The sequence below is a fragment of the Mesoflavibacter zeaxanthinifaciens subsp. sabulilitoris genome (assembly GCF_014191595.1).
Taxonomy (GTDB): domain Bacteria; phylum Bacteroidota; class Bacteroidia; order Flavobacteriales; family Flavobacteriaceae; genus Mesoflavibacter; species Mesoflavibacter zeaxanthinifaciens.
Genome location: NZ_JACHWV010000001.1, coordinates 417684 through 441719 on the forward strand (window position 1 = coordinate 417684; position 24036 = coordinate 441719).

25 protein-coding genes are annotated in these 24036 nt (G+C 30.3%); 14 read left to right on the forward strand and 11 right to left on the reverse strand.

The features are described 5' to 3' along the window. Positions 1–40: 40 nt before the first annotated feature. Complete coding sequence (locus tag FHS04_RS01955) at positions 41–2674, forward strand: DNA gyrase/topoisomerase IV subunit A (protein WP_106677838.1); 2634 nt, start codon at positions 41–43, stop codon at positions 2672–2674. On the opposite strand, the gene FHS04_RS01960 is transcribed toward FHS04_RS01955, so the two are convergent. The 3 genes from FHS04_RS01960 to FHS04_RS01970 form a co-directional block, all read right to left on the reverse strand. Next, positions 2661–3458 (reverse strand): TerC family protein, encoded by a 798-nt coding sequence (locus tag FHS04_RS01960; RefSeq protein WP_027878953.1) that lies wholly within the window; start codon positions 3456–3458, stop codon positions 2661–2663. The genes FHS04_RS01955 and FHS04_RS01960 overlap by 14 nt on opposite strands. A gap of 2 nt (positions 3459–3460) precedes the next feature. Further along, entirely contained in the window at positions 3461–3832 is a 372-nt protein-coding gene (locus FHS04_RS01965; protein ID WP_027878954.1) for a hypothetical protein, read from the reverse strand. 99 nt (positions 3833–3931) lie between these two features. Next, positions 3932–4354 carry a helix-turn-helix domain-containing protein gene (locus FHS04_RS01970; RefSeq protein ID WP_027878955.1) on the reverse strand — a complete coding sequence of 141 codons (423 nt, stop codon included), beginning with the start codon at positions 4352–4354 and terminating at the stop codon, positions 3932–3934. 312 nt (positions 4355–4666) lie between these two features. On the opposite strand from FHS04_RS01970, the gene FHS04_RS01975 reads away from it, so the two are divergent. Together FHS04_RS01975 and FHS04_RS01980 are read left to right on the forward strand one after the other, a co-directional pair. Next, positions 4667–5803, forward strand: coding sequence for a M14 family zinc carboxypeptidase (locus tag FHS04_RS01975; RefSeq protein ID WP_106677835.1), 1137 nt, complete (start codon positions 4667–4669; stop codon positions 5801–5803). A gap of 73 nt (positions 5804–5876) precedes the next feature. Further along, complete coding sequence (locus tag FHS04_RS01980) at positions 5877–6356, forward strand: Lrp/AsnC family transcriptional regulator (protein WP_027878957.1); 480 nt, start codon at positions 5877–5879, stop codon at positions 6354–6356. Between the two features lie 61 nt (positions 6357–6417). Here the strand turns inward: FHS04_RS01980 and FHS04_RS01985 are convergent, their stop codons facing one another. Further along, positions 6418–6735, reverse strand: a complete 318-nt coding sequence (locus tag FHS04_RS01985; RefSeq protein WP_106677831.1) for a hypothetical protein — start codon at positions 6733–6735, stop codon at positions 6418–6420. 86 nt (positions 6736–6821) lie between these two features. Further along, positions 6822–7886 (reverse strand): 3-dehydroquinate synthase, encoded by a 1065-nt coding sequence (aroB, locus tag FHS04_RS01990; protein ID WP_106677828.1) that lies wholly within the window; start codon positions 7884–7886, stop codon positions 6822–6824. 87 nt (positions 7887–7973) lie between these two features. On the opposite strand from aroB, the gene FHS04_RS01995 reads away from it, so the two are divergent. Then, positions 7974–9149, forward strand: coding sequence for a proline dehydrogenase family protein (locus FHS04_RS01995; protein ID WP_106677825.1), 1176 nt, complete (start codon positions 7974–7976; stop codon positions 9147–9149). Here FHS04_RS01995 and FHS04_RS02000 read toward each other — a convergent pair. The 6 genes from FHS04_RS02000 to porX form a co-directional block, all read right to left on the reverse strand. Next, on the reverse strand, positions 9146–9526 hold the full coding sequence (locus tag FHS04_RS02000; RefSeq protein WP_106677821.1) for a DUF4258 domain-containing protein: 381 nt from the start codon (positions 9524–9526) through the stop codon (positions 9146–9148). The genes FHS04_RS01995 and FHS04_RS02000 overlap by 4 nt on opposite strands. 66 nt (positions 9527–9592) lie before the next feature. After that, positions 9593–10792 carry an alanine dehydrogenase gene (locus FHS04_RS02005; protein ID WP_027878962.1) on the reverse strand — a complete coding sequence of 400 codons (1200 nt, stop codon included), beginning with the start codon at positions 10790–10792 and terminating at the stop codon, positions 9593–9595. 58 nt (positions 10793–10850) lie between these two features. After that, on the reverse strand, positions 10851–11300 hold the full coding sequence (locus tag FHS04_RS02010; protein ID WP_244906268.1) for a hypothetical protein: 450 nt from the start codon (positions 11298–11300) through the stop codon (positions 10851–10853). 34 nt (positions 11301–11334) lie between these two features. Further along, positions 11335–11478 (reverse strand): hypothetical protein, encoded by a 144-nt coding sequence (locus tag FHS04_RS02015; RefSeq protein ID WP_181256111.1) that lies wholly within the window; start codon positions 11476–11478, stop codon positions 11335–11337. Between the two features lie 170 nt (positions 11479–11648). Beyond that, entirely contained in the window at positions 11649–12062 is a 414-nt protein-coding gene (gene tsaE / locus FHS04_RS02020; protein ID WP_106677813.1) for a tRNA (adenosine(37)-N6)-threonylcarbamoyltransferase complex ATPase subunit type 1 TsaE, read from the reverse strand. 24 nt (positions 12063–12086) lie between these two features. Continuing rightward, positions 12087–13640 (reverse strand): T9SS response regulator signal transducer PorX, encoded by a 1554-nt coding sequence (porX, locus tag FHS04_RS02025; protein ID WP_106677812.1) that lies wholly within the window; start codon positions 13638–13640, stop codon positions 12087–12089. A gap of 37 nt (positions 13641–13677) precedes the next feature. Here porX and FHS04_RS02030 point away from each other — a divergent pair, with 37 nt between their 5' ends. The 10 genes from FHS04_RS02030 to FHS04_RS02075 all read left to right on the forward strand — a co-directional run bounded on the left by FHS04_RS02030 (position 13678) and on the right by FHS04_RS02075 (position 24025). Next, positions 13678–14907, forward strand: coding sequence for an HD domain-containing protein (locus tag FHS04_RS02030; protein ID WP_106677810.1), 1230 nt, complete (start codon positions 13678–13680; stop codon positions 14905–14907). Between the two features lie 25 nt (positions 14908–14932). Further along, on the forward strand, positions 14933–15961 hold the full coding sequence (gene lpxD, locus FHS04_RS02035) for a UDP-3-O-(3-hydroxymyristoyl)glucosamine N-acyltransferase (protein ID WP_106677808.1): 1029 nt from the start codon (positions 14933–14935) through the stop codon (positions 15959–15961). Continuing rightward, entirely contained in the window at positions 15948–17360 is a 1413-nt protein-coding gene (locus FHS04_RS02040) for a bifunctional UDP-3-O-[3-hydroxymyristoyl] N-acetylglucosamine deacetylase/3-hydroxyacyl-ACP dehydratase (protein ID WP_027878968.1), read from the forward strand. The genes lpxD and FHS04_RS02040 overlap by 14 nt, the downstream gene beginning before the upstream one ends. A gap of 3 nt (positions 17361–17363) precedes the next feature. Then, positions 17364–18149: an acyl-ACP--UDP-N-acetylglucosamine O-acyltransferase gene (gene lpxA, locus FHS04_RS02045; RefSeq protein ID WP_027878969.1), complete on the forward strand. Its 786-nt coding sequence runs from the start codon at positions 17364–17366 to the stop codon at positions 18147–18149. Positions 18150–18171: 22 nt separating this feature from the next. Next, positions 18172–18738: an elongation factor P gene (gene efp, locus FHS04_RS02050; protein WP_106677806.1), complete on the forward strand. Its 567-nt coding sequence runs from the start codon at positions 18172–18174 to the stop codon at positions 18736–18738. 23 nt (positions 18739–18761) lie between these two features. After that, positions 18762–19697, forward strand: a complete 936-nt coding sequence (locus tag FHS04_RS02055; RefSeq protein WP_106677804.1) for a UDP-3-O-(3-hydroxymyristoyl)glucosamine N-acyltransferase — start codon at positions 18762–18764, stop codon at positions 19695–19697. Then, positions 19697–20101 carry a nuclear transport factor 2 family protein gene (locus FHS04_RS02060; protein WP_106677802.1) on the forward strand — a complete coding sequence of 135 codons (405 nt, stop codon included), beginning with the start codon at positions 19697–19699 and terminating at the stop codon, positions 20099–20101. Before FHS04_RS02055 ends, FHS04_RS02060 begins: the two co-directional genes overlap by 1 nt. Positions 20102–20185: 84 nt before the next feature. After that, the gene (gene sucD / locus FHS04_RS02065) at positions 20186–21058 is read left to right on the forward strand and encodes a succinate--CoA ligase subunit alpha (RefSeq protein ID WP_106677801.1); all 873 of its coding nucleotides are present in this window, start codon (positions 20186–20188) and stop codon (positions 21056–21058) included. A gap of 117 nt (positions 21059–21175) precedes the next feature. Beyond that, positions 21176–21922, forward strand: coding sequence for a 3-oxoacyl-[acyl-carrier-protein] reductase (gene fabG, locus FHS04_RS02070; protein ID WP_027878974.1), 747 nt, complete (start codon positions 21176–21178; stop codon positions 21920–21922). A gap of 69 nt (positions 21923–21991) precedes the next feature. Further along, complete coding sequence (locus tag FHS04_RS02075) at positions 21992–24025, forward strand: hypothetical protein (RefSeq protein ID WP_106677796.1); 2034 nt, start codon at positions 21992–21994, stop codon at positions 24023–24025. Positions 24026–24036 lie beyond the last annotated feature (11 nt).

The window sequence follows — 24036 nt, forward strand, 5'->3', positions numbered from 1 at the left end:
AAGTCTAAATAAATAATTTCCTTTAGACAGGAATAACAATATGGCAGAAGAAGAAAACGAAGACTTAACAAACGACCAAAACCAAGACGCAAACGAAACCATTACCAGGATTACTGGTATGTATAAAGAATGGTTTTTAGATTATGCGTCTTATGTTATTTTAGAACGTGCAGTACCAGCAATAGAAGATGGTTTTAAACCAGTGCAACGTCGTATCATGCACTCCATGAAAGACTTAGATGATGGTCGTTACAATAAAGTAGCTAATATTGTTGGTCATACCATGCAGTATCATCCGCATGGAGATGCCAGTATTGCAGATGCTATGGTACAAATTGGTCAAAAAGACCTGTTAATTGATACACAAGGTAACTGGGGAAATATCCTTACCGGAGATAGCGCAGCAGCATCACGTTACATCGAAGCGCGTCTTTCTAAATTTGCTTTAGATGTAGTTTATAATCCAAAAATTACGGAATGGCAAGCATCTTACGATGGTAGACGTAAAGAACCAATCAATTTACCAGTAATGTTTCCGTTATTGTTAGCACAAGGCGGAGAAGGTATTGCAGTAGGATTATCAACAAAAATATTACCACATAATTTTATAGAGCTTATCGATGCGTCTGTCAAGCATCTTCAAGGTAAGCGTTTTACAATTTTACCAGATTTCCCAACAGCAGGTATTGCAGATTGTGGCGATTATAACGACGGTATGCGTGGCGGAAAAGTTCGTGTGCGTGCAAAAATTTCGCAATACGATAAAAACACATTGGTAATTACCGAAGTACCTTTTGGTACAACAACATCGTCGTTAATAGATTCTATCTTAAAAGCGAACGACAAAGGTAAAATCAAAATCAAAAAAATAGAAGATAATACTGCTGCAGAAGTAGAAATCTTGGTGCATTTACCGTCAGGAATTTCACCAGATAAAACTATAGATGCACTTTACGCATTTACAAATTGCGAAATCTCTATTTCGCCATTAGGCTGTGTGATTGAAGATAACAAACCGTTATTTATTGGTGTTTCTGAAATGTTACGTCGTAGTACAGACAACACAGTTCAGTTATTAAAACAAGAATTAGAAATCAAACTTAACGAGTTTGAAGAGCAGTGGCATTTTGCATCGTTAGAACGTATTTTTATAGAAAACCGTATCTATCGTGATATTGAAGAAGAAGAAACTTGGGAAGGCGTTATCCAAGCGATAGACAAAGGACTTCAACCACATATAAAACATTTAAAACGTGCCATTACAGAAGAAGATATTGTACGTTTAACCGAAATTAGAATTAAACGAATTTCTAAATTTGATATCGATAAAGCGCAACAAAAAATTGATGCTTTAGAAGATCAAATTGCCGAAGTTAAACATCATTTAGCTAACCTAATAGATTACGCAATAGCGTACTTTAAACGCTTAAAAGAAACATATAGCGAAGGTAAAGAGCGTAAAACAGAACTACGCGCTTTTGAAGATGTAGATGCTACAAAAGTGGTGATTAGAAATACAAAACTTTACGTAAATAGAGAAGAAGGTTTTATTGGTACATCGTTAAGAAGAGACGAGTATGTTTGCGATTGTAGTGATATAGACGATATTATTGTGTTTACTGCCGAAGGTAAAATGATGGTCACTAAAGTAGATAGTAAAACCTTTATCGGTAAAAATATTATTCACGTTGCAGTCTTTAAAAAGAAAGACAAGCGTACTATTTACAATATGATTTATCGCGATGGAAGCAAAGGACCTTCGTATATCAAACGTTTTGCCGTAACTTCCATGACTAGAGATAAAGAGTACGACTTAACTAATGGAAATAAATCGAGTAAAGTTTGGTATTTCTCTGCAAACCCTAATGGAGAAGCCGAAGTCATTTCGGTATTTTTAAGACAAGTTGGAAGTATTAAAAAACTTAAATGGGATATAGATTTTGCAGACATTTTAATAAAAGGTCGTGCAAGTAAAGGTAATTTGGTCACCAAATATGCTATCAAAAAAATAGAATTAAAAGAAAAAGGTGTGTCTACGTTAAAACCACGTAAAATATGGTTTGATGATACAGTACAGCGTTTAAATGTAGACGGTAGAGGAGAATTGTTAGGTGAATTTAGAGGTGAAGATCGACTATTAGTAATCAACCAACGTGGTTATGTAAAAACTATAATTCCAGAAGTAACAGCGCATTTTGATGACGATATGATTGTTTTGGAAAAATGGATACCTAAAAAGCCAATTTCAGCAATTTATTATGATGGTGATAAAGAACGTTACTACGTAAAACGTTTTTTAATTGAAAACGAAAGCAAAGAAGATTTATTTATATCAGAACATCCAAAATCACAATTAGAAATTGTGTCTACCGATTGGAAACCTATGGCGGAAGTAGAATTTACTAAAGAAAGAGGTAAAGATAGAAAGGAAAATCTTCAAGTTAATTTAGAAGAATTTATAGCAATTAAAGGTATAAATGCACTTGGTAATCAATTAACTAAAGATAAGGTTAACCAAATAAGTCTTTTAGATCCTTTACCTTATGAAGCGCCAGAAGACGTTCCAGCAGATACCATTGATGTAATAGACGAAGAAGATGTTTCTTCAAAACCGTCAGAAGATTTAGAAGAAGGAAGTAACCTTGATGATTCCGGTCAACCTACACTTTTTTAGTAGGTTTTTTGCTTATTTTCTGATTCAAAAATTCGACAAATAAAGAAAATGCAATAGCAAAATATAGATATCCTTTAGGTATTGCACCAACTTTTTTATCAAAGAAAGTTGTGTGAGATAAATGTCCAGCTTCTGTAATTAGCATAAATCCAATTAAGATTAAAAAAGAAAGCCCAAGTATTTGTATACTTGGGTTTTTGTCTATAAAACGTCTAATTTTATTAGCGAAACCAATCATTATTATTATTGAAATAACAACCGCAATTATCATTAAAATTAAATTGTAGTTGTGATTGTCTGATAAACCATTAGTCATACCAACAGCTGTTAAAATAGAATCTATAGAGAAAATAAAATCTATAATTAATATTTGTATAATAGCTTGTTGTAAAGATTTAATAGCTTTGCCTTTAACTTCATCTTCATCATGTTTTGGATCAGAGACTTTTTCTCTTATTTCAGAAGTACTTTTATAGATTAAAAATAATCCTCCAGCAAATAAAATTATAGCTTGCCAACTTAACTCTAAATGCATCCAATTTAAATCTAAAGTATAAAAAGGCTTAGATAAACCAACTAAAAAAGACACAAAAAACAAAAGGATTATTCTTTGTACCATTGCTAATAATAATCCAATATTTGTGACTTTACCACGTTGTTCTTCAGGAAGTTTATTTGCAGCGATAGAGATAAACACAATATTGTCTATTCCTAAAATTATCTCTAAAAATGTAAGCGTTAGTAATGCAAAAATGGCATCACTAGAGGTTAAAAACTCTATCATGGTTATTGTTGTTTATAAGCTATACCTTTTTGTTTTTTAGATTCGCCAACATAAGAATATTCAAAGGTATAAGTAGAATCTGTTGTGGTTAATATCTTTAAATGAATATCTTTTTGCTCTGCCATACTCTTTGGATTTATAGTTTTAAAAATAACTTCGCAATTATTAATCCATCGCAAAGAAGAACTATCGGTTTTACCTTCGTAAGTTTCTACTTGTAGCGTATCATTTCTAAAAAATGTAGACTTATACAGTTTATCATTAATGGTTACTTCACTAGTAAACTTACCTGTTTTAAAATCTTTACAATTTCTTTCAACCTGATAACAACTAAATAGACTTAATGTTAAAAGCAAAAGGATAAAATGTTTCATAAAAAAATATTTACTACAAAATTACAAAACTAGCTTATTAAAATCGTATAATTTTTCACCTACTTATAACTTTCGTATTTGAAAATTTTATGGACTTAGTTACGAATTCTCAAAATTTTGAAAACTACCATCCTTATAAAAAATCACAATACGATCAATTTCTTTTTTTGAATTTTGTTCAATTCGTGAAATTGAAGTCGAATTTGTTTCTTGAGTTTTCTCTTCAACTTCAGAAAATAAATTTTGTGATTCTGGTCGAGTAGGAATTTCAGATTTAATTTCTGTTGAATTTTTTTCAGCAGGAAAATTTCCTTTGCCATTTAACAACCAATACAATTCTACTTCAGGATAAGAGGATAGGACTTTTAAAACAAATTCTAAACTTGGTTTGTTTCTTCCAGATAGTATGTGTGAAATACTTGAGCGTTGCACACCGATTTTTTCAGCAAAAGAAGAGCCACTTTCACCGTAATAATCTATGACTTTTTGAAGTCTTTTAGCAAATTCTGTATTGTTTATCATAGTGATACAAATGTAAACAAAGAAGTTCAAATTTCAATGTTACAATTGTAAAAAAATAGTTAATTATGTAAATATTATTGCTTATTTACAGTTAAAATATTTAAAGTTAAACTTTAAATAAACAGTATAAATAACTGATAAACAATAATCAATAAGTGATTTTTATTTGTTTGAGCTTTCATCTACTTTCTTAATTAAAAAGCCTTTTAATATTGATTACAGATGTTTACAAACGTAAATTACAATTGTAAATTATGTTGTTTACATTTGTAAAGTTTAGTTTGTTTACATTTGTAACGTATAAAATTTAATATGACAATAACAGACTTAAACACTAGACATAAACAAGATAAAGAACACACTTTATTTGGGCGTTATATTTCATTAAATGACATAGCTCCTTTAATAGATAAATTACCTTCAAATTTTATAACTGAAATTATTGGACGTTCTGTATTAGATCAAAAGATCTATTCTATAACTATTGGTAATGGACCAAAAAAAATACTAATGTGGTCGCAAATGCATGGTAACGAGTCTACAACCACCAAAGCAATTTTTGACTTATTAAACAGCTTTAAAAACAATTATTTTGATGATATATTAAAATGCTGTACTATTAAAATAATACCCATGCTTAATCCTGATGGAGCTAAAGCTTATACTAGACTAAATGCTAATAATGTAGATTTAAACAGAGACGCTCAGGATTTATCACAACCAGAAAGTAAAGTACTGTTAGATTGTTATAATGCTTTTAAACCTGACTTTTGTTTTAATTTACATGGACAACGTACCATATTTAGTGCAGGTAAAACAAATAATGTAGCAACATTGTCTTTTTTATCTCCAGCAGTAAACAAAGAAAGAGATATTAATAGCACAAGAGCTATAGCTATGCAGATTATAGCCTCGATTAATAGTTTTATGCAAACCGAGTTACCTAATCAAATTGGTCGTTATGATGACGGTTTTAATGCTAATTGTGTTGGTGATAGCTTTCAAATGAAACAAACTCCAACAATTTTATATGAAGCTGGACATTACAAAGATGACTATAATAGGGAAGAAGTAAGACGATTTACATATCAAGCTATAATAGCAGGGTTATTAAGTATAACTAAGGAAGATATAAAAGGTGACAATTATAAGGCTTATTTTGATATACCAGAAAATCAAAAACTATTTTATGATGTTATTATAAAAGACGCATTAATAGACGGAGAAATTAAAGATGTAGTTATTCAATTTCAAGAAAAATTGATTGATAATAAACTGAATTTTATTCCTAAAGTTGAGAAAATTTTTAAAAATGATTCTTTTTTTGCTCATAAATGGATTGAAGCCAATAATTTAGAGGTAAGGACAGTAAATAAGGAACAGTTATATGAAGGTTACGAAAACGATTTCGTTTTTGTGAATAATGTGAAAAAATCATTAAAACACTAAAAATCTTTGTTTAAAATACAGAATAATCAAAGATTTTGTACTATTTTTGCCTAAAATCTATTAATTCAATAAAATGGCAAAGTTTAAATTAGACGAAATTGATCATCAAATTCTTGACATGTTAATCGATAACACAAGAGTTCCTTTTACAGATATCGCTAAAAAATTATTAATCTCTGCTGGTACAGTTCATGTACGAGTAAAAAAGATGGAAGATGCAGGTATTATTAAAGGGTCTTCTTTAACTTTAGATTATAAAAAATTAGGATATTCTTTTATTGCTTACGTAGGAGTTTTTTTACAAAACACGTCGCAAACTACTTTTGTTTTAGAGCGTATAAACGAAATACCTTTTGTTACTGTTGCACATATTACTACAGGAAAATTTAATGTATTCTGTAAAATTAGAGCAAAAAATACAGAACACGCAAAAGATGTAATCTTTATGCTAGATGATATTGAAGGTGTTTATAGAACAGAAACAATGATATCTATGGAAGAAAGTATTAATGATAAAAAGCGTTTAATGCACAGTATTTTTAATGAGCTTTAAGCTTTTTTCATTTTTAAAATATTAAAAACGCTTCAGGTATAATTATCTGAAGCGTTTTTTTTTATTCTTCCTCATCAATTAAAACGATATCATTACACAGTGTTGTGTCTTTATTAAAATCCATCACAACATGTCCGTCGCTATTAGTTGTAAAATCTAAATTGCTATCAAAATTTGTCATAGTGTAGTGTAGTTTACTACTAACTTTTACAAGATAAATAGCATCTTTTGTTTTTACTTCAATAGCTTCAATACTGTGGTTGTGATGATCATCAAATTTGATAATATCATCATCTCCATAACCATCAGGAAATTTTTCTGTAAGTAATTGTAATACTTCAGGTGTTAATTTTTTGTAATCGATAATAACTTTTTTCATACCTAATAACTTGATAATTAAGAGGTTAGTGTAGTCATGTAAAAAGTAAAGTATTTAAAATTACAATTTATTTTAATATAAAGGTGTTAATTATTATAAAATTCAAAAGATTTGATAACCAAATCATTAGGTGCTTCTTGATTAATTTTACAGGTTCCTATATTTTCTAAAAGCACAAATTTAATTTTACCATTTTCGTTTTTCTTGTCATGTTTCATAAGCCCTATAATTCCTTCAAAGTCTTTAGGGTCAATTTTAGGTTGACCAAATGTTTTAATTAAAAATGACTTAATTTTTTCGACAGAATTAATGTCTAACCCAAGTATTTTGTGTGATAAAAAACTTTCTAAAACCATTCCTATAGCTATCGCTTCACCATGTAGTAAAGCTTTGTCTACTTGGTTTAAGTAGTAGGATTCTATAGCATGACCAAGTGTATGGCCAAAATTTAAAGTTTTTCTTAGGTTTTGCTCTGTTGGGTCTTTTTCAACAATTTCTTTTTTTACATTAATAGAGTCATAAATTAACCAATCTAAATCTTCAAGTGTTAAATTAGATAAGTTTTGTAAATCACTATAATGCTTTGGGTTATTTATTAGTCCATGTTTAATCATTTCAGCCAATCCAGAACGCAAATCGCGTTGTGGTAAACTGTTTAAAAATGAGGTGTCAATTAAAACCATAACAGGTGTTTTTATTATGCCTATTTGGTTTTTTAAAGCTCCTAAATCTACACCATTTTTACCTCCAATAGACGCATCTACCATAGATAATAGGGTAGTGGGTATATTTATAAAATCAATACCACGTTGGTAGCAACATGCAACAAAACCACCTAAATCTGTAACAACGCCACCACCTAAATTAATCATTAAGCTTTTTCTGTCTGCTCCAAGTTCGCTTAAAGCTTTCCATAAACTACTACAAGTATCTAGGTTTTTATGCTGTTCTCCAGGCTCAATCTCTAAAATCTCAATTCTAATATCTGTATTTATATTGGTCAAAAGTTGTGATGAGCAATGTTTATTAGTATTACTATCGGTTAAGATGAAAATTGAAGAGTAATTTTTATTATTTATTTGTTGGTTAAGATTATCGTAAGATTTTTGATTAAAATTAATAGTGTAATCTTGTGTTTGGATAGCTGTCATATTGTGTAAAATGAAGTGTAAAAATAAGGAGTTTTTTAAATAATTTCTATTATAGTTCATTTATATTTGCACATAATTTTTTTGATAATGGTTGATAAAAAACTTTTTGAAAATACAGAGATAGCTTTTAAACTTAAAAGCGACTCTCAATTAGATCGTGCTTACTTTTTGTTTAAAATGATAGCTAACGAACCGTTAGTTAGAATAGGTACAGCAGCAACAAACTTTGCCTTAAAAGCTCATTTACCTATCGAAGGTCTTATTAGAGCAACTGTTTTTGATCATTTTTGTGGTGGAGTAAGTGAAGAAGATTGTTTGGATGTTATAGATAAGATGTATGAAGCTAAAGTGAGCTCTGTTTTGGATTACTCTGTAGAAGGAAAAGAAGTAGAATCTCATTTTGATGACGCAGCTCAAAAAATCATTAAAATAATTCGATTTTGTGAAGAAAGAGAAGCTATGCCAATAGTTGTATTTAAACCTACTGGTTTTGGTCGTTTTTACTTATTTCAGAAAAAAGGAGAAGGAAAACCATTTACAGAAGAAGAACAAAAAGAATGGGATAGAATAGTACAACGTTATCATGACGTCTGTAGTTTGGCAAAACAGAAAGACGTAGAAGTTTTAATAGATGGTGAAGAAAGTTGGATGCAAGATGCTGCAGATGAGTTAGCTGAAGAAATGATGAAAACTTACAATACAGATGTTCCTATAGTTTATAATACTTTACAAACTTATCGTCATGATAGGTTGGAGTTTTTAAAAGCTTCTCATAAAAGAGCAAAAGAGCAAGGATTTAAGCTTGGTTATAAAATTGTAAGAGGCGCTTACATGGAAAAAGAAAGAGAGCGTGCAGAAGAAAAAGGCTACGAAAGTCCAATTTGTAAAGATAAGGCAACTACAGATGCTAATTTTAATGACTGCTTAACTTTTATTTTACATCACATTGATGATATTTCAGTTTTCATAGGAACACACAATGAAATTAGTAACTACATTGCAATGGAACTTATGGAGACTTTAAATATTGATATAAAAGATAATCGTGTATGGTTTGGACAGCTTTACGGTATGAGCGATAATATTAGTTTTAATTTAGCAGCTAAAGGATATAATGTTGCTAAATATTTACCGTTTGGACCTGTTAAAGATGTTATGCCTTATTTGATTAGAAGAGCAGAAGAAAATACATCTGTTGCAGGACAAACTAGTAGAGAATTAACATTAATTAAAAAAGAAAGACAGAGAAGAAAAAATGCTTAATCTTTAATCTTTATTGATTGCAAAGTGACAGTTTTTTTACAGTTTTTTACAGTAAGGATAATAGTTTTATTATCCTTTTCTTTTTCAATATGATAAATGCCGCAAGGTTCTTTTCTTGGTTCACTTTTAGAGAAAACAACATCTCCTTCTTTTAGTATGTTTTTTATGGTAGTAGTATCAATTTCTTTATTTTGCAGTAAAATTTGACTATCTTCTGAGTATTTTAACACTTTATTATTTATATCTTTCAACACTCTAGATTCTGGACCATAATCATATTGGCAAGACGTTTTACTTCCGTTTAAAAAAAAAGCTAATAATACTAATCCGATAGCAAAACCACCAAGGTAATATCCTAATCTGTGAATAAATTTCATGTAGTTTAAAATTTGAGCAAAATTCGTAAAATGATTTCACTTAAATAATAAATTCTAAAAGTATTTTTAGAAAATAAGAAGGTTAATATCGCTATGTTTTAAATCAAACCATTCTCCAACTGCACGACTAGTTAAAATTCCATGATAAAAGTAAAGACCGTTTTTTAAACCTTTATCAAATCTAATGGCATGTTCAAGACCGCCATCATCTGCTATTTTTAATAAATAAGGTGTAAATATATTACTGATAGAAGCAGAAGCTGTTCTAGAATATCTTGCAGGAATATTAGGGACACAATAATGAATAACATCGTGTTTTCTAAATGTTGGCTTGTTATGAGATGTAATTTCGCTGGTTTCAAAACAACCTCCCATATCAATACTAACATCTATAATTACGGAGCCTTTTTTCATGTTTTCAACCATTGCTTCTGTAACTATGATAGGAGATCTATCTTTTCCTCTTACAGCACCAATAACAACATCGCATCGTTTTAAAGCTTTACTTAAATATTTAGGCTGAATAGTAGACGTATATATTGTACGATTTAAGTTAGTTTGTAAGCAACGTAATTTTGTTATAGAATTATCAAATACTTTTACATTAGCTCCTAATCCTATAGCGCTTCTTGCTGCAAATTCGCCAACAGTTCCTGCACCTAGTATAACAACTTCTGTAGGAGGAACACCGCTAATATTACCAAACATTAGACCATTACCTTGACTAGAGCTGCTTAATAGTTCTGATGCTATAAGTACAGATGCTGTACCAGCAATTTCGCTTAAAGCTCTAACAGCAGGGTAAGCACCTACATCATCTTTAATAAACTCAAAAGCTAGTGCTGTTATGCGTTTTGCTGCTAGTTTTTCAAAATATTTTTTAGTTTGAGTCTTTATTTGTAACGCAGAGATAAGTGTTGCTTGAGGATTTATTAGATCTAATTCTTCTAAAGTTGGTGGTTCAACTTTTAGAATCATAGGGCAACTATAAACTTTAGCTGTATCTTTTGTAATTTCGGCACCAGCTTCACTATAATCTTTATCAGAAAAATTAGCGCCAAGACCAGCTTCAGATTCTATAAGAACTCTGTGTCCATTATTAACTATAGCAGAAACAGCATCTGGAGTTAAGCATACACGTTTTTCTTGAAAAGCAGTCTCTTTTGGTATACCGATAAAAAGTTCGCTTTTATGCTTATAAATTTCTAAAGTTTCTTCTTGAGGGATAAGTTGTGCTTTAGAAAACGGCGTTATGGATTTAGACATTGATAAGTCAGTTTTTAAATATGAAACAAATTACGAAATAAATTGTAATTGCTAAACATTAAAAATACTGCTTAATTTTTCCCCAAAGCGATTTTGGTTTAAAAGTTAATTCATCCTCTAATTCTTGTATTGATTTATTAACAGAATTTATTTTATGAAATATTCTAGCTCTTATTAAGTAAATTGAAGGAATAACAATAGCCATAGCTATAATTAGGTATTTAAATTGATTGCTATCAACATACTGTAAGTCTTCATTTATAACATTAATAAGTTGAAATATATACATTATAATAGGAATTATTAGGGCATGATACCACCAGTGTCTACAGGTGAAAAACCATATTATCAACAAATAAAGCGGAATAAACTTCCCCATTATTGTCCAAACACCAGCTAAAGCACTTCCATAATATTTGCTATCGTAAGTAAACAAAAAAGTGTCCCAGATTTTTCTGTCTGGAACACTCTCGTAAGAATAAAAAAGATACGGTGTAATAGCAATCATTGTTGCTACAATTGTACCTAATATAAAACTTTTATTATCCGTGAGTTGGAACTTTGATTTTACTCCTGTCGATTTCTGTTGTTTGTTGTTCATTTAAATCAATAAGATTTGTCGCTTGTGCAGTGAATAAAACGCCACCAAAAATTGCTAAGGCAATTACATACTTTTTAGTTTTCATAATGTTAGGGATTTAATTAATTAATACCGCTAAAGTATGTTGAAAACTAATATGATTTCAAGCTAAATGTTAAAATAATGTTAAAAAATATATTTTTCCAATTTTTTGTTGTGGTTAAAACCGCAAACGCACCAAAAATACATTTTTTTGTTAAAAAAAGAAGAGATTTTTTATTTAGTGTTAGTCAATTTAATTTGTCTAGAGCTATTGTTAGTGGTTATAAAACTTAAAACTGTATACTCTTCTTGTAACATTGTTTTTAATAAGTCAGGCCATTCAACAAAAACATACTTATCACTATATATGTATGTTTCTATTCCAAAATTATAAAGCTCTTCTTCTTCGTTTACGCGATATAAATCAAAATGATAAATAATATTATCATTTGTTTCATATTCGTTTACTAAAGAAAAAGTAGGGCTGCTTACAGTATCTTGACTTCCTAGTTGCTTTACAAGTTTTTTAATTAGAGTGGTTTTTCCTGAACCCATTTCGCCATCAAAAAGGATGATTTTGGATTTAGCATTTTTTAAAACAAAATTAGAAGCCTCTTCTAGTTGATCTAATGTATATGTAAAATTCACTATTATTTTTTTTGCAAAATTAGCTTATTTAGGATTTAGTACAACAAAAGGAATAATCATTTCTTCTAAAGACACACCACCATGTTGATAAGTGTTTCTATAATGACTAACATAATGGTTGTAATTATTAGGATATGCAAAAAACAAATCGCTTTTAGCAAAAATGAAAGAGCTACTCATCGTAATAGAAGGTAAGTGTATTGTTTTTGGGTCTTTTGCAACTAAAACATCTTTTTCTTCATAGCTTAAGCTTCGTCCTGTTTTGTATCGTAAATTTAAGCTGGTGTCACGATCTCCAATTACTTTTGAAGGATGTTTAACATTTATAGTACCATGATCTGTTGTAATGATTAATTTAAAACCAAGTTGTTGTGCTTGTTGAATCATCTCTAATAAAGGTGAGTTTTTAAACCAACTTTGGGTTAAGGATCTATATGCTTTATCATTAGAGGCTAGTTCTTTTACAACTTCCATATCTGTCTTTGCATGAGATAGCATGTCTACAAAATTATAAACAACAACAGTTAAATCGTTATCTTTAAGACCTTTAAAATTGTCTGCTAATTGTTTACCGCTTTTAAGGTTTGTAATTTTGTAAAACTCATGTTTTAAGTGTGTTAAGCCTAATCTTTTGATTTGGGCTTCTAAAAAATCTGCTTCATATAGGTTTTTTCCTCCTTCATCTGTATCATTCTTCCAAAGATTTGGATGAAGTTTTTCCATATCGGCTGGCATTAGCCCAGAGAAAATAGCATTTCTAGCATATTGTGTAGCGGTTGGTAAAATGCTATAAAATGCTTCTTCATTTTCTTTTTTATAATGATTAGCTACAGTTGGCTCAAATGCTTTCCATTGGTCATACCTTAAATTATCTACTACAATAAGTAATGTAGGTTGCTCTTTACTAAGTTCTGGAGCAATTTTTTCTCTAAAAAGCGTATGAGATAATATTGGTGCGTCTGTGTTAGGCTGAAACCAAGTAGGGTAATTTTTATCTATAAACTTACCAAATTGTATGTTGGCTTCGTTTTTTTGAGATTCTAGGATTTCAAACATACTTGGGTCTTCAATATTTTCTAGTTGAATTTCCCAATAAATCAGTTTTTGATATAATGAAACCCAATCTTCATAACTATTAACCATAGCAAGATCCATTGCTATTTTTCTAAATTCTTGTTGGTAATTAGAAGTTGTTTTTTCGCTAACCAATCTTGAGTGGTCTAAATTTTTCTTTAAACTTAATAGTATTTGATTTGGATTGACAGGTTTTATTAAATAATCAGCTATTTTATTACCAATAGCTTCTTCCATAATATATTCTTCTTCACTTTTGGTAATCATTACAACAGGAATGGTATCTTTTATTTCTTTAATTTCATTTAAAGTCTCAAGTCCTGTTAGTCCTGGCATATTTTCATCTAAAAAAACAATGTCAAAATTCTTTTCATTTAAAATTTCTAATGCTTCTGTACCGCTATTACAAGTTGTAACATTGTAGTTTTTTTGTTCTAAAAATATGATGTGTGGTTTAAGTAAATCAATTTCGTCGTCTACCCAAAGAATATTTATATTGTTCATGTATATTTGTTATCTAATTATAATGTAAAGATTTAGTTTGAGAAAAATAAACAAACTTAAAATATTAAACGATCCAATTTACGGATTTATTACTATACCAAACTCGACAATTTTTGATTTAATAGAGCATAAATATTTTCAAAGGTTGCGACGTATTTCGCAAATGGGTTTGTCATATTTGGTATATCCTGGCGCGCATCATACTAGATTTCATCATGCTATTGGTTGTATGCATTTAATGCAAAAAGCGGTGCAAGTACTTCGTTTTAAAGGTGTTAAAATCTATAAAGAAGAAGAGGAAGCGCTTTATATAGCTATTTTGTTACATGATATTGGTCATGGTCCATTTTCTCATGCAATGGAACACAGCATAGTAAATGGTGTATCTCATGAAGAAATTTCTGTGCTTTTTATGCAAAAGTTAAACGAAGAATTTAACGGCGATTTAACACTAGCCATAAAGATTTTTAAAGGCGATTATCATCGTAAGTTTATGCTTCAGTTAATATCTAGCCAAATAGATATGGACCGAGCAGACTATTTAAAACGAGATAGTTTTTATACAGGTGTTTCTGAAGGAAATATAAATAGCGAACGTATAATAACAATGCTTAATGTAAAAGATGATGAGCTGGTTATTGAACATAAAGGTATTTATAGTGTCGAAAAATTTTTAGTAGCAAGACGTCTTATGTATTGGCAAGTCTATTTACATAAAACAAGTTTAGTAGCAGAACAGCTTGTAATAAGAGTTTTAAAAAGAGCAAAAGAACTAAGTAGGCAAGGCGTAAAATTAGAAGCTAGTAAACCATTACAGTTTTTCTTGAAAAATGAAATAACATTAAACGAATTTGATGATAATTGCTTAGATACTTTTGCAAAATTAGATGATTATGATATCATTTCTGCAATGAAATCTTGGCAGCATCATGAAGATTTTGTGTTGAGTAATCTATGTGAAATGATAATTGATAGACAACTACTTAAAGTTAAAATAAAGAAGAAACCAATAAAAGAAGACATTTTATCTACTCACTTAAAATCTTTAATGGATAAATATAATATTACAGAGGATGAAGCGAAGTATTTTGTATTTAAAGGAGAAATAAGTAATCAGGCATATACAAGAAGTAAGCAGAATATAAAGATTCTTTACAAGTCTGGAAAAGTTGATGATGTAGTTAAAGCTTCTGACCAATTAAATTTAAAAGCGCTATCAAAAAAGGTAACAAAACATTATATATGTTATCCAAAGCAGAAACTTTAATTCATTTTTTCTATTTTTGCCAATAATGAAATTTACAGCAGAACAAATAGCTGGTATTTTAGAAGGTGTCGTAGAGGGAAATCCTCAAGTAGAAGTTTCTAAATTATCAAAAATAGAAGAAGGGGAAGAAGGTGCATTAACCTTTTTAGCAAACCCTAAATACACACATTATATATATACTACAAAAGCATCAATTGCTATTGTAAACAATACATTTATACCAGAACAAGACCTTAGTTGTACACTAATAAAAGTAGAAGACGCTTATAAAGCATTTTCTAAATTATTAGAATATTACAATCAAGTAAAGCTTAATAAATCAGGAATAGAGCAACCTTCTTTTATTTCAGATAATGTAAATCAAGGAGATAATATTTACATTGGTGCATTTACTTATATAGGTAATAATGTTACCTTAGGTAATAATGTAAAAATTTTTCCTAGTAGTTACATAGGAGACAATGTAACTATAGGAGACGATACGGTTGTTTTTTCTGGAGCAAAAGTATATTCAGAATCGATAATAGGTAAAAACTGTGTGATTAATTCTGGAGCCATAATTGGCGCAGATGGTTTTGGTTTTGCACCTGATGAAAACGGAGAATATTCTAAAGTACCACAAATAGGTAACGTAATATTAGAAGATTTTGTAGACATAGGAGCAGCAACAACTATAGATAGGGCTACCTTAGGGTCTACAATTATAAGAAGAGGCGTAAAGTTAGATAACCAAATACAAATAGCTCACAACGTAGAAATAGGGAAAAACACCGTAATAGCTGCACAAACCGGTGTCGCTGGTTCGACTAAAATTGGAGAAAATTGCCAAATTGGTGGTCAAGTTGGTATTGTAGGACATATTACCATTGGTAATAATGTAAAAATACAAGCACAATCTGGTATAGGCAGAAATGTAAAAGACAATGAAGTATTACAAGGTTCACCAGCACTATCTTACGGTGATTTTAATAAATCTTATGTATATTTTAAAAACTTACCAAAAATAGTTAAAACTGTAAACGACTTAGAAAAAAACAATAATGGCAATAATTAATACAGACGTCAAACAAAAAACCATTAAAAGTGAAATATCTCTTACAGGTGTTGGTTTACACACAGGTAAAGATGTAACATTAACCTTTAAGCCAGCGCCAGAAAATGCTGGTTTTGCTTTTAAACGTATAGACTTAGAAGGCGCTCCAGTAATTGAAGCAGACGCTAACTATGTTACTAATACACAGCGCGGTACTTGCTTAGAAAAAAATGGGGTAACAATACAGACATGCGAGCATGTTTTAGCAGCATTAGTAGGAATGGGTATTGATAATGCTTTATTAGAATTAGATAATTCTGAACCACCAATAATGGACGGTTCGTCTAAGTTTTTTGTAGAAGCTATAGAAAAAGCAGGTATTGTAGAACAAGAAGCAACAAGAGAAGTATTTGAAGTTACAGACGTTATTTCTTATACAGATGAAGAAACTGGTAGCGAAATTTTAGTTATGCCAGCTTCAGATTACAAGGTTACAACAATGGTAGATTTTGGAACTAAAGTTTTAGGAACTCAAAATGCTACTTTAGATAAAATGGCAGATTTTAAAGATCATATTTCTTGTTCAAGGACTTTTAGTTTTTTACACGAATTAGAATCTTTATTAGAACACGGTTTAATTAAAGGTGGCGATCTAAACAATGCAATTGTTTATGTAGATAAAGAAATATCACCTAACACTATAGAAAAACTTAAAGTAGCATTTAACAAAGATACTATAGCAGTTAAACCAAATGGTATTTTAGATAACTTAACCTTGCATCATCCAAATGAAGCAGCCAGACATAAATTGTTAGATGTTATAGGAGATTTAGCTTTAATAGGAACACATATAAAAGGGAAAGTTATAGCTAATAAACCAGGACATTTTGTAAATACACAATTTGCAAAAAAAATGTCTAAATTAATTAAAAACGAAAGACGTAACAATGTTCCAAAAGTTGATTTAAATCAAACACCTTTAATGGATGTTAATCAAATTATGGATATGTTACCACATAGACAGCCATTCTTATTATTAGATAAAGTTTTTGAACTTACAGATCAATATGTAATAGGAGCAAAAAATGTAACCATGAATGAAGACTTCTTTAGAGGTCACTTTCCTGGTGCACCAGTAATGCCTGGTGTTTTAATAGTAGAAGCTATGGCGCAAACCGGTGGTATTTTAGTATTAAGTACTGTACCAGATCCTGAAAATTATTTAACATTTTTCATGAAAATGGATAACGTTAAATTCAAACAAAAAGTAATGCCAGGTGATACTTTAATCTTCAAATGCGAATTAATCACACCAATACGTCGTGGTATTTGTCATATGCAAGGTTACGCTTATGCAAACGGTAAATTATGTGCAGAAGCCGAATTAATGGCGCAAATAACTAAAGTTAAAAACGACTAAAAAATGAATCAACCATTAGCATACGTTCATCCTGGAGCGAAAATTGCAAAAAATGTAGTTATAGAACCATTTGCTACTATCCATAATAATGTTACAATTGGAGAAGGTACATGGATAGGTAGTAACGTAACCATCATGGAAGGTGCTAGAATAGGAAAAAACTGTAACATTTTTCCTGGTGCAGTTATTTCTGCAGTACCACAAGATTTAAAATATAACGACGAAGACACATTAACTATTATTGGTGACAATGTAACCATTAGAGAATGTGTAACTATAAATAGAGGTACAACAGATAAAATGAAAACTGTTGTTGGAGATAATTGTTTAATTATGGCGTATTGCCATATAGCACACGACTGTACTGTTGGTAACAACTGTATATTCTCTAATAATAGTACCTTAGCAGGACATATAACCATTGGTGATTATGTTGTTTTAGCAGGTATGACAGCTGTACACCAATTTTGTTCAATTGGTAATCATGCTTTTGTAACAGGTGGATCTTTAGTTCGTAAAGATGTTCCGCCTTTTGTTAAAGCAGCAAGAGAGCCTCTATCTTACGTAGGTATAAATTCTGTTGGTTTAAGACGACGTGGTTTTACAACCGAAAAAATTAGAGAAATTCAAGATATTTTCAGAATTCTTTATCAAAAAAATTATAATAACTCTCAAGCAGCTGCAATTATTGAAGCTGAAATGGAAGCAACTCCAGAACGAGACGAAATCCTTCAATTTATCAAAAATTCTCATCGTGGAATTATGAAAGGATATTTTACATCAAATTAAAAATTCAAATTAAAAGTAAATAATGGCAACAACATCAGATATTAGAAACGGTTTATGTATTAGATATAACAATGATATATATAAAATCATTGAGTTTTTACATGTAAAACCTGGTAAAGGTCCTGCATTTGTTAGAACAAAATTAAAAAGTGTAACTACAGGTAAAGTATTAGATAATACATTTTCTGCAGGTCATAAACTTGACGATGTAAGAGTGGAAACTCACAAATTTCAATACTTATATAATGATGGTGAGTTTTATCATTTTATGAACGAAGCGGATTATACTCAAATTAGACTTTTAGAATCTGCTTTAGATAGACCAGATTTAATGAAAGAAGGAGAAGTGGTAACTATTCAGATAAACTCTGAAGATAATATGCCACTTTCTGTAGATATGCCTGCTACAGTAATTTTAGAAGTAACAGCGACAGAACCTGGAGTTAAAGGTAATACAGCAACAAATGCTACAAAACCTGCAACTGTAGAAACTGGTGCAACTGTTAATGTACCTTTATTTATAAATGAAGGTGATAAAATTAAGGTTGAAACAGAAAAAGGAACTTATAAAGAAAGAGTTAAAGAATAATTTAACTCTTTTGTTTTTTTAAAATGAAATTCCCAAAACCTCATACACTTCAGCAAATAGCGCAACTAATTAATTGCGAGTTTGTTGGCAATGAAAACTTTGAAGTTTTAGGCATGAATGAAATTCATGTTGTAGAACCTGGAGATATCGTATTTGTAGATCATCCAAAATATTACGACAAAGCTTTAAATAGCGCAGCAACAATAATACTTATTAATAAAGAAGTAGATTGTCCAGAAGGAAAAGCTTTATTAATTAGTGATGATCCTTTTAGAGATTTCAATAAGCTAACTAATCATTTTAAACCATTTACACCTTCAAGTTCTGCAATTTCAGATACTGCTAAAATTGGAAAAAATACCATAATTCAACCAAATTGTTTTATAGGAAATAACGTGACTATTGGTGATAATTGTGTCATTCATTCTAATGTAAGTATTTACGATGATACAATTATAGGTAACAACGTTACCATACATGCAGGTTGTGTGTTAGGAGCAAGTGCTTTTTACTATAAAAACAGACCAGAAGGTTTTGATCAATTAAAATCTGGTGGACGCGTTATCATTAAAGATAATGTAGATATTGGTGCTATGTGTAGCATCGATCGTGGTGTTACTGGAGATACTACTATTGGTGAAGGATCTAAACTAGATAACCAAATTCAAGTTGGTCATGATACTGTAATAGGTAAAAAATGCTTAATAGCTTCTCAAACAGGCATAGCAGGTTGTTGTATTATTGAAGATGAAGTTACGCTTTGGGGACAAGTTGGTACAACTAGTGGTATAACTATTGGTAAAAAAGCCAATGTATTAGGGCAAACAGGTGTTACAAAATCTATTGCAGGCGGAAAATCGTATTTTGGCACGCCAATAGAAGAATCTAGAGAGAAACTGAAAGATTTAGCATACGTCAAAAAAATTCCTGAAATTTTAAAACAATTAAAAGAAAAGTAATGACAGCAAAAGAGGTTGTAAAATCATTTTATAGTTTAGACTTAGCTAAAGATAACGAAGCCATAAAGTTTATTCATAAAGATTGCTTATTGCATTGGAATAGTAGTAAAGGCTACATGTGTTCTGATTATAAAATGATTAAAGAGCGAATAGAAACCTTAAAAAAAGCATTTCATTCATTTAATTACAAGCTTAGTCATTTGTTAGAGGATAATAATACAGTAACAGCAAGATATACCATTTATGTAACTTCAATTGAAAAACCTGAAGATGAAGAACCTTTAGCGCATTTTATTTCAATTTGGGAAATTAAAAATGGACAACTTTATAGAGGACATGAAATAAGTCAGCTAGCAGACGAAAATTCTCAAAATTTAAACTCATTTTCTGAAATTAAAGTTTAAAAATACTTTAGTAATAGCAATCAAAAACTTATTTTTGTTACACAAAAAAATAAAAACATTTACAAATTCTTAATAATACAAAACATGAGCGTTTTAGTAAACAAAGATTCAAAAATAATAGTTCAAGGTTTTACAGGTAGCGAAGGTACTTTCCACGCTGGTCAAATGATAGAATACGGTACCAACGTTGTTGGTGGTGTAACACCAGGTAAAGGTGGTCAATCTCACTTAGATAGACCTGTATTTAACACAGTATCAGAAGCTGTAGAAAAAGTAGGAGCAGACACTTCAATCATATTTGTTCCACCAGCATTTGCAGCAGATGCTATTATGGAATCGGCAGACGCTGGTATTAAAGTAATTATTTGTATTACAGAAGGAATTCCTGTAGCAGACATGATTAAAGCTGCAGATTATATCAAAGGTAAAGACTGTCGTTTAGTAGGTCCTAACTGTCCAGGTGTAATTACACCAGGTGAAGCAAAAGTTGGTATCATGCCAGGTTTTGTATTTAAACAAGGAAAAGTAGGTATTGTTTCTAAATCAGGAACATTAACTTACGAAGCTGCAGACCAAGTTGTAAAACAAGGTTTAGGTATTACTACAGCAATTGGTATTGGTGGTGATCCAATTATCGGTACTACAACTAAAGAAGCTGTAGAATTATTAATTAATGATCCTGAAACCGAGTGTGTTGTTATGATTGGTGAAATTGGTGGACAATTAGAAGCAGACGCAGCTAATTGGTATAAAGCTTCAGGAAGTAAAAAACCAATCGTTGGATTTATTGCAGGTGAAACTGCGCCAGCTGGTCGTACAATGGGGCATGCAGGAGCAATTGTTGGTGGATCTGATGATACTGCTCAAGCTAAAAAAGCTATTATGAGAGATTGCGGAATCCACGTAGTAGATTCTCCAGCAGAAATAGGTAAAAAAGTAGCAGAAGTAATGGGATAAGCCCAATAACATAAACTATTTAAAGCCTCATAATTTTATGACAATTATGAGGCTTTTTCTTATCAATAACATTCTAAATAACTATATTTGAAATACTAATTGAAAACAGAATTATAAATGAAACTTTTAGAAAATAAAACAGCTATTATTACAGGTGCTTCAAGAGGAATAGGAAAAGGAATAGCACAAGTCTTTGCTCAAAACGGAGCAAATATAGCATTTACATATAGCTCTTCTGTTGAAGCAGCAAATGAATTAGAAGAAGAGCTAAACGCTTTAGGTGTTAAAGCTAAAGGATATCAAAGTAACGCTGCTAGTTTTGAAGAAGCTCAAAAATTAGCAGAAGATGTGTTAGCTGAATTTGGTAGTATTGATGTGTTAGTAAATAATGCCGGTATTACTAAAGATAACTTGTTAATGCGTATGGGCGAAGAAGATTTTGATAAAGTAATCGAAGTAAACCTTAAATCTGTATTTAACATGACAAAAGCTGTGCAACGTACTATGCTTAAACAACGTAAAGGATCTATTATCAATATGAGTTCTGTTGTTGGTGTTAAAGGTAATGCAGGACAAACTAACTATGCAGCAAGTAAAGCTGGTATTATTGGTTTTTCTAAGTCTGTAGCTTTAGAGTTAGGTTCTAGAAATATTAGAAGTAACGTAATTGCACCTGGCTTTATCGAAACTGAAATGACAGGAAAATTAGACGAAAAAACTGTGCAAGGTTGGCGTGATGCTATACCATTAAAACGTGGTGGTACGCCAGAAGATATTGCAAATGCTTGTGTGTTTTTAGCTAGTGATATGTCTGCTTACGTAACAGGACAAACGATTAACGTTGATGGCGGAATGTTAACGTAAATTTTCATCCTAGATTTTTTTTTGAAATACTATTTATCTATAACAAAATAGTACTTCATATATTAAAAGATGTCTACACAAGATATATTATTAATCATATTAGCAGGAATTATAGCGCTACTTTTAGCGCTTTTCCAGTATAAATACAAAACAAAAAGCGCATTAAAAGACAATGCGCTTTTTGTTTTTTTAAGGTTTTTCACCTTTTTTTCTGTGTTTTTGCTTTTAATTAATCCTAAATTTGAACAAAATTCTACATATACAGAAAAACCTAATTTAGTTATTGTAGCAGATAATTCAGCATCTATTTCTCATTTAAAACAAAATGAAAAAGAATTTGAATTTATAAGTCAACTAAAAGAAAATCAAAAGATTAATGATAAGTTTAATGTTGGATATTTCACTTTTGGAAATCAATTAAACACATCAGATAGTTTAAATTTTAAAGACCAACAAACCAACCTAAATAAAGTATTTAGAGATTTATCAGAAATCTATAAAAATACAACAGCACCAACACTATTAATTTCTGATGGAAATCAAACTATAGGTAGCGATTATCAATTTTCTGCTAACAACTATAAACAACCTATATATCCAATTATATTGGGTGATACCATAACGTATGCCGATTTAAAAATTAGTCAGTTAAATGTCAATAAATATGCGTATTTAAAAAATAGATTTCCAGTTGAAGCTATTATTGTTTATAACGGAAATGAAACAGTAACTAAAAACTTTACTATTACACAAAACGGTAAAGTGGTATATTCAAAGACAATTACATTTTCAAAAGACAAATCATCACAAATCATTAATACTACTTTACCAGCATCTTCTGTTGGTGTTAAAAGTTATCAAGCTCAAATAGTTCCAATTTCAACTGAAAAAAATAAGATTAATAATCATAAAAATTTTGCTGTAGAAGTTATTGATCAAAAGACAAAAGTTGCAGTTGTTAGCACTGTTTTGCACCCAGATTTAGGTGCTATTAAAAAAAGTATTGAAAGCAATGAGCAGCGCGAAGTTTCATTTTTAAAACCAAATGAAACTTTAAATCAATTAAATGATTTTCAATTAATTATACTGTATCAACCAAGCAATTCATTTAAACAATTATATGAAGCTTTAGAAGTTCAAAATAAAAATAAATGGGTGATTTCTGGAGTAAAAACAGATTGGAGATTCTTAAATTCGGTATCCAAAAATTATAACTTAGAAATCACATCTCAAACCGAAGATTATCAAGCTAACCTTAATCAAAATTATAGCAATTTTATTGTAGATGATATCGGTTTTGAAAGCTTTCCTCCATTAAAATCTAATTTTGGCGTACCAAATTTTTCTGTGCCTTACCAATCTATTTTGAATAAAACCGTTTCTGGTATTCCAACAAACGAGCCTCTTTTAGCAACTTTTGAAACTAATGGTAGAAGAGAAGCGATTCTTTTTGGAGAAAACCTATGGAAATGGCGTTCTCAAAACTATTTAAACGATCAGTCGTTTGAAGCGTTTGATGCTTTTATTGGTAAAATGGTGCAGTATTTAGCTTCAAATCAACGTAAAAATAGGTTGACAGTCGATTATAATTCATTTTATAACGGTAGTGATAAAATTGTTATCAGCGCACAATATTTCAATAAAAACTACGAATTTGATGCAACTGAAAACTTAAATATTTCACTTAATAATAAGGACACTAATCAAAAAATATCAAGACCATTAATATTAAAAAACAACAGTTATCAAGTTAATTTAAATGGTTTAGACGCTGGAGATTACAGTTTTACAGTTAGTTCTACTACAGATAAATTATCATCGTCAGGTAATTTTAAAATTATACCATTTAATGTAGAGCAACAATTTTTAAACGCTAATGTAACAAAGTTACAACAAGTTGCTACTAATAGTAAAGGTCAAGCTTATTTTATTGATAACACTTCTACTTTGGCAGATAGTTTATTATCAGATAATCGCTATCAGCCAATTCTTAAAACCAATAAAAGAGTTGTACCTTTGATAGACTGGTATTATCTACTATTTTTTATAGCATTATGCTTAGCTTTAGAATGGTTTATCAGGAAATATAAAGGATTAATTTAAAATAAAAATTA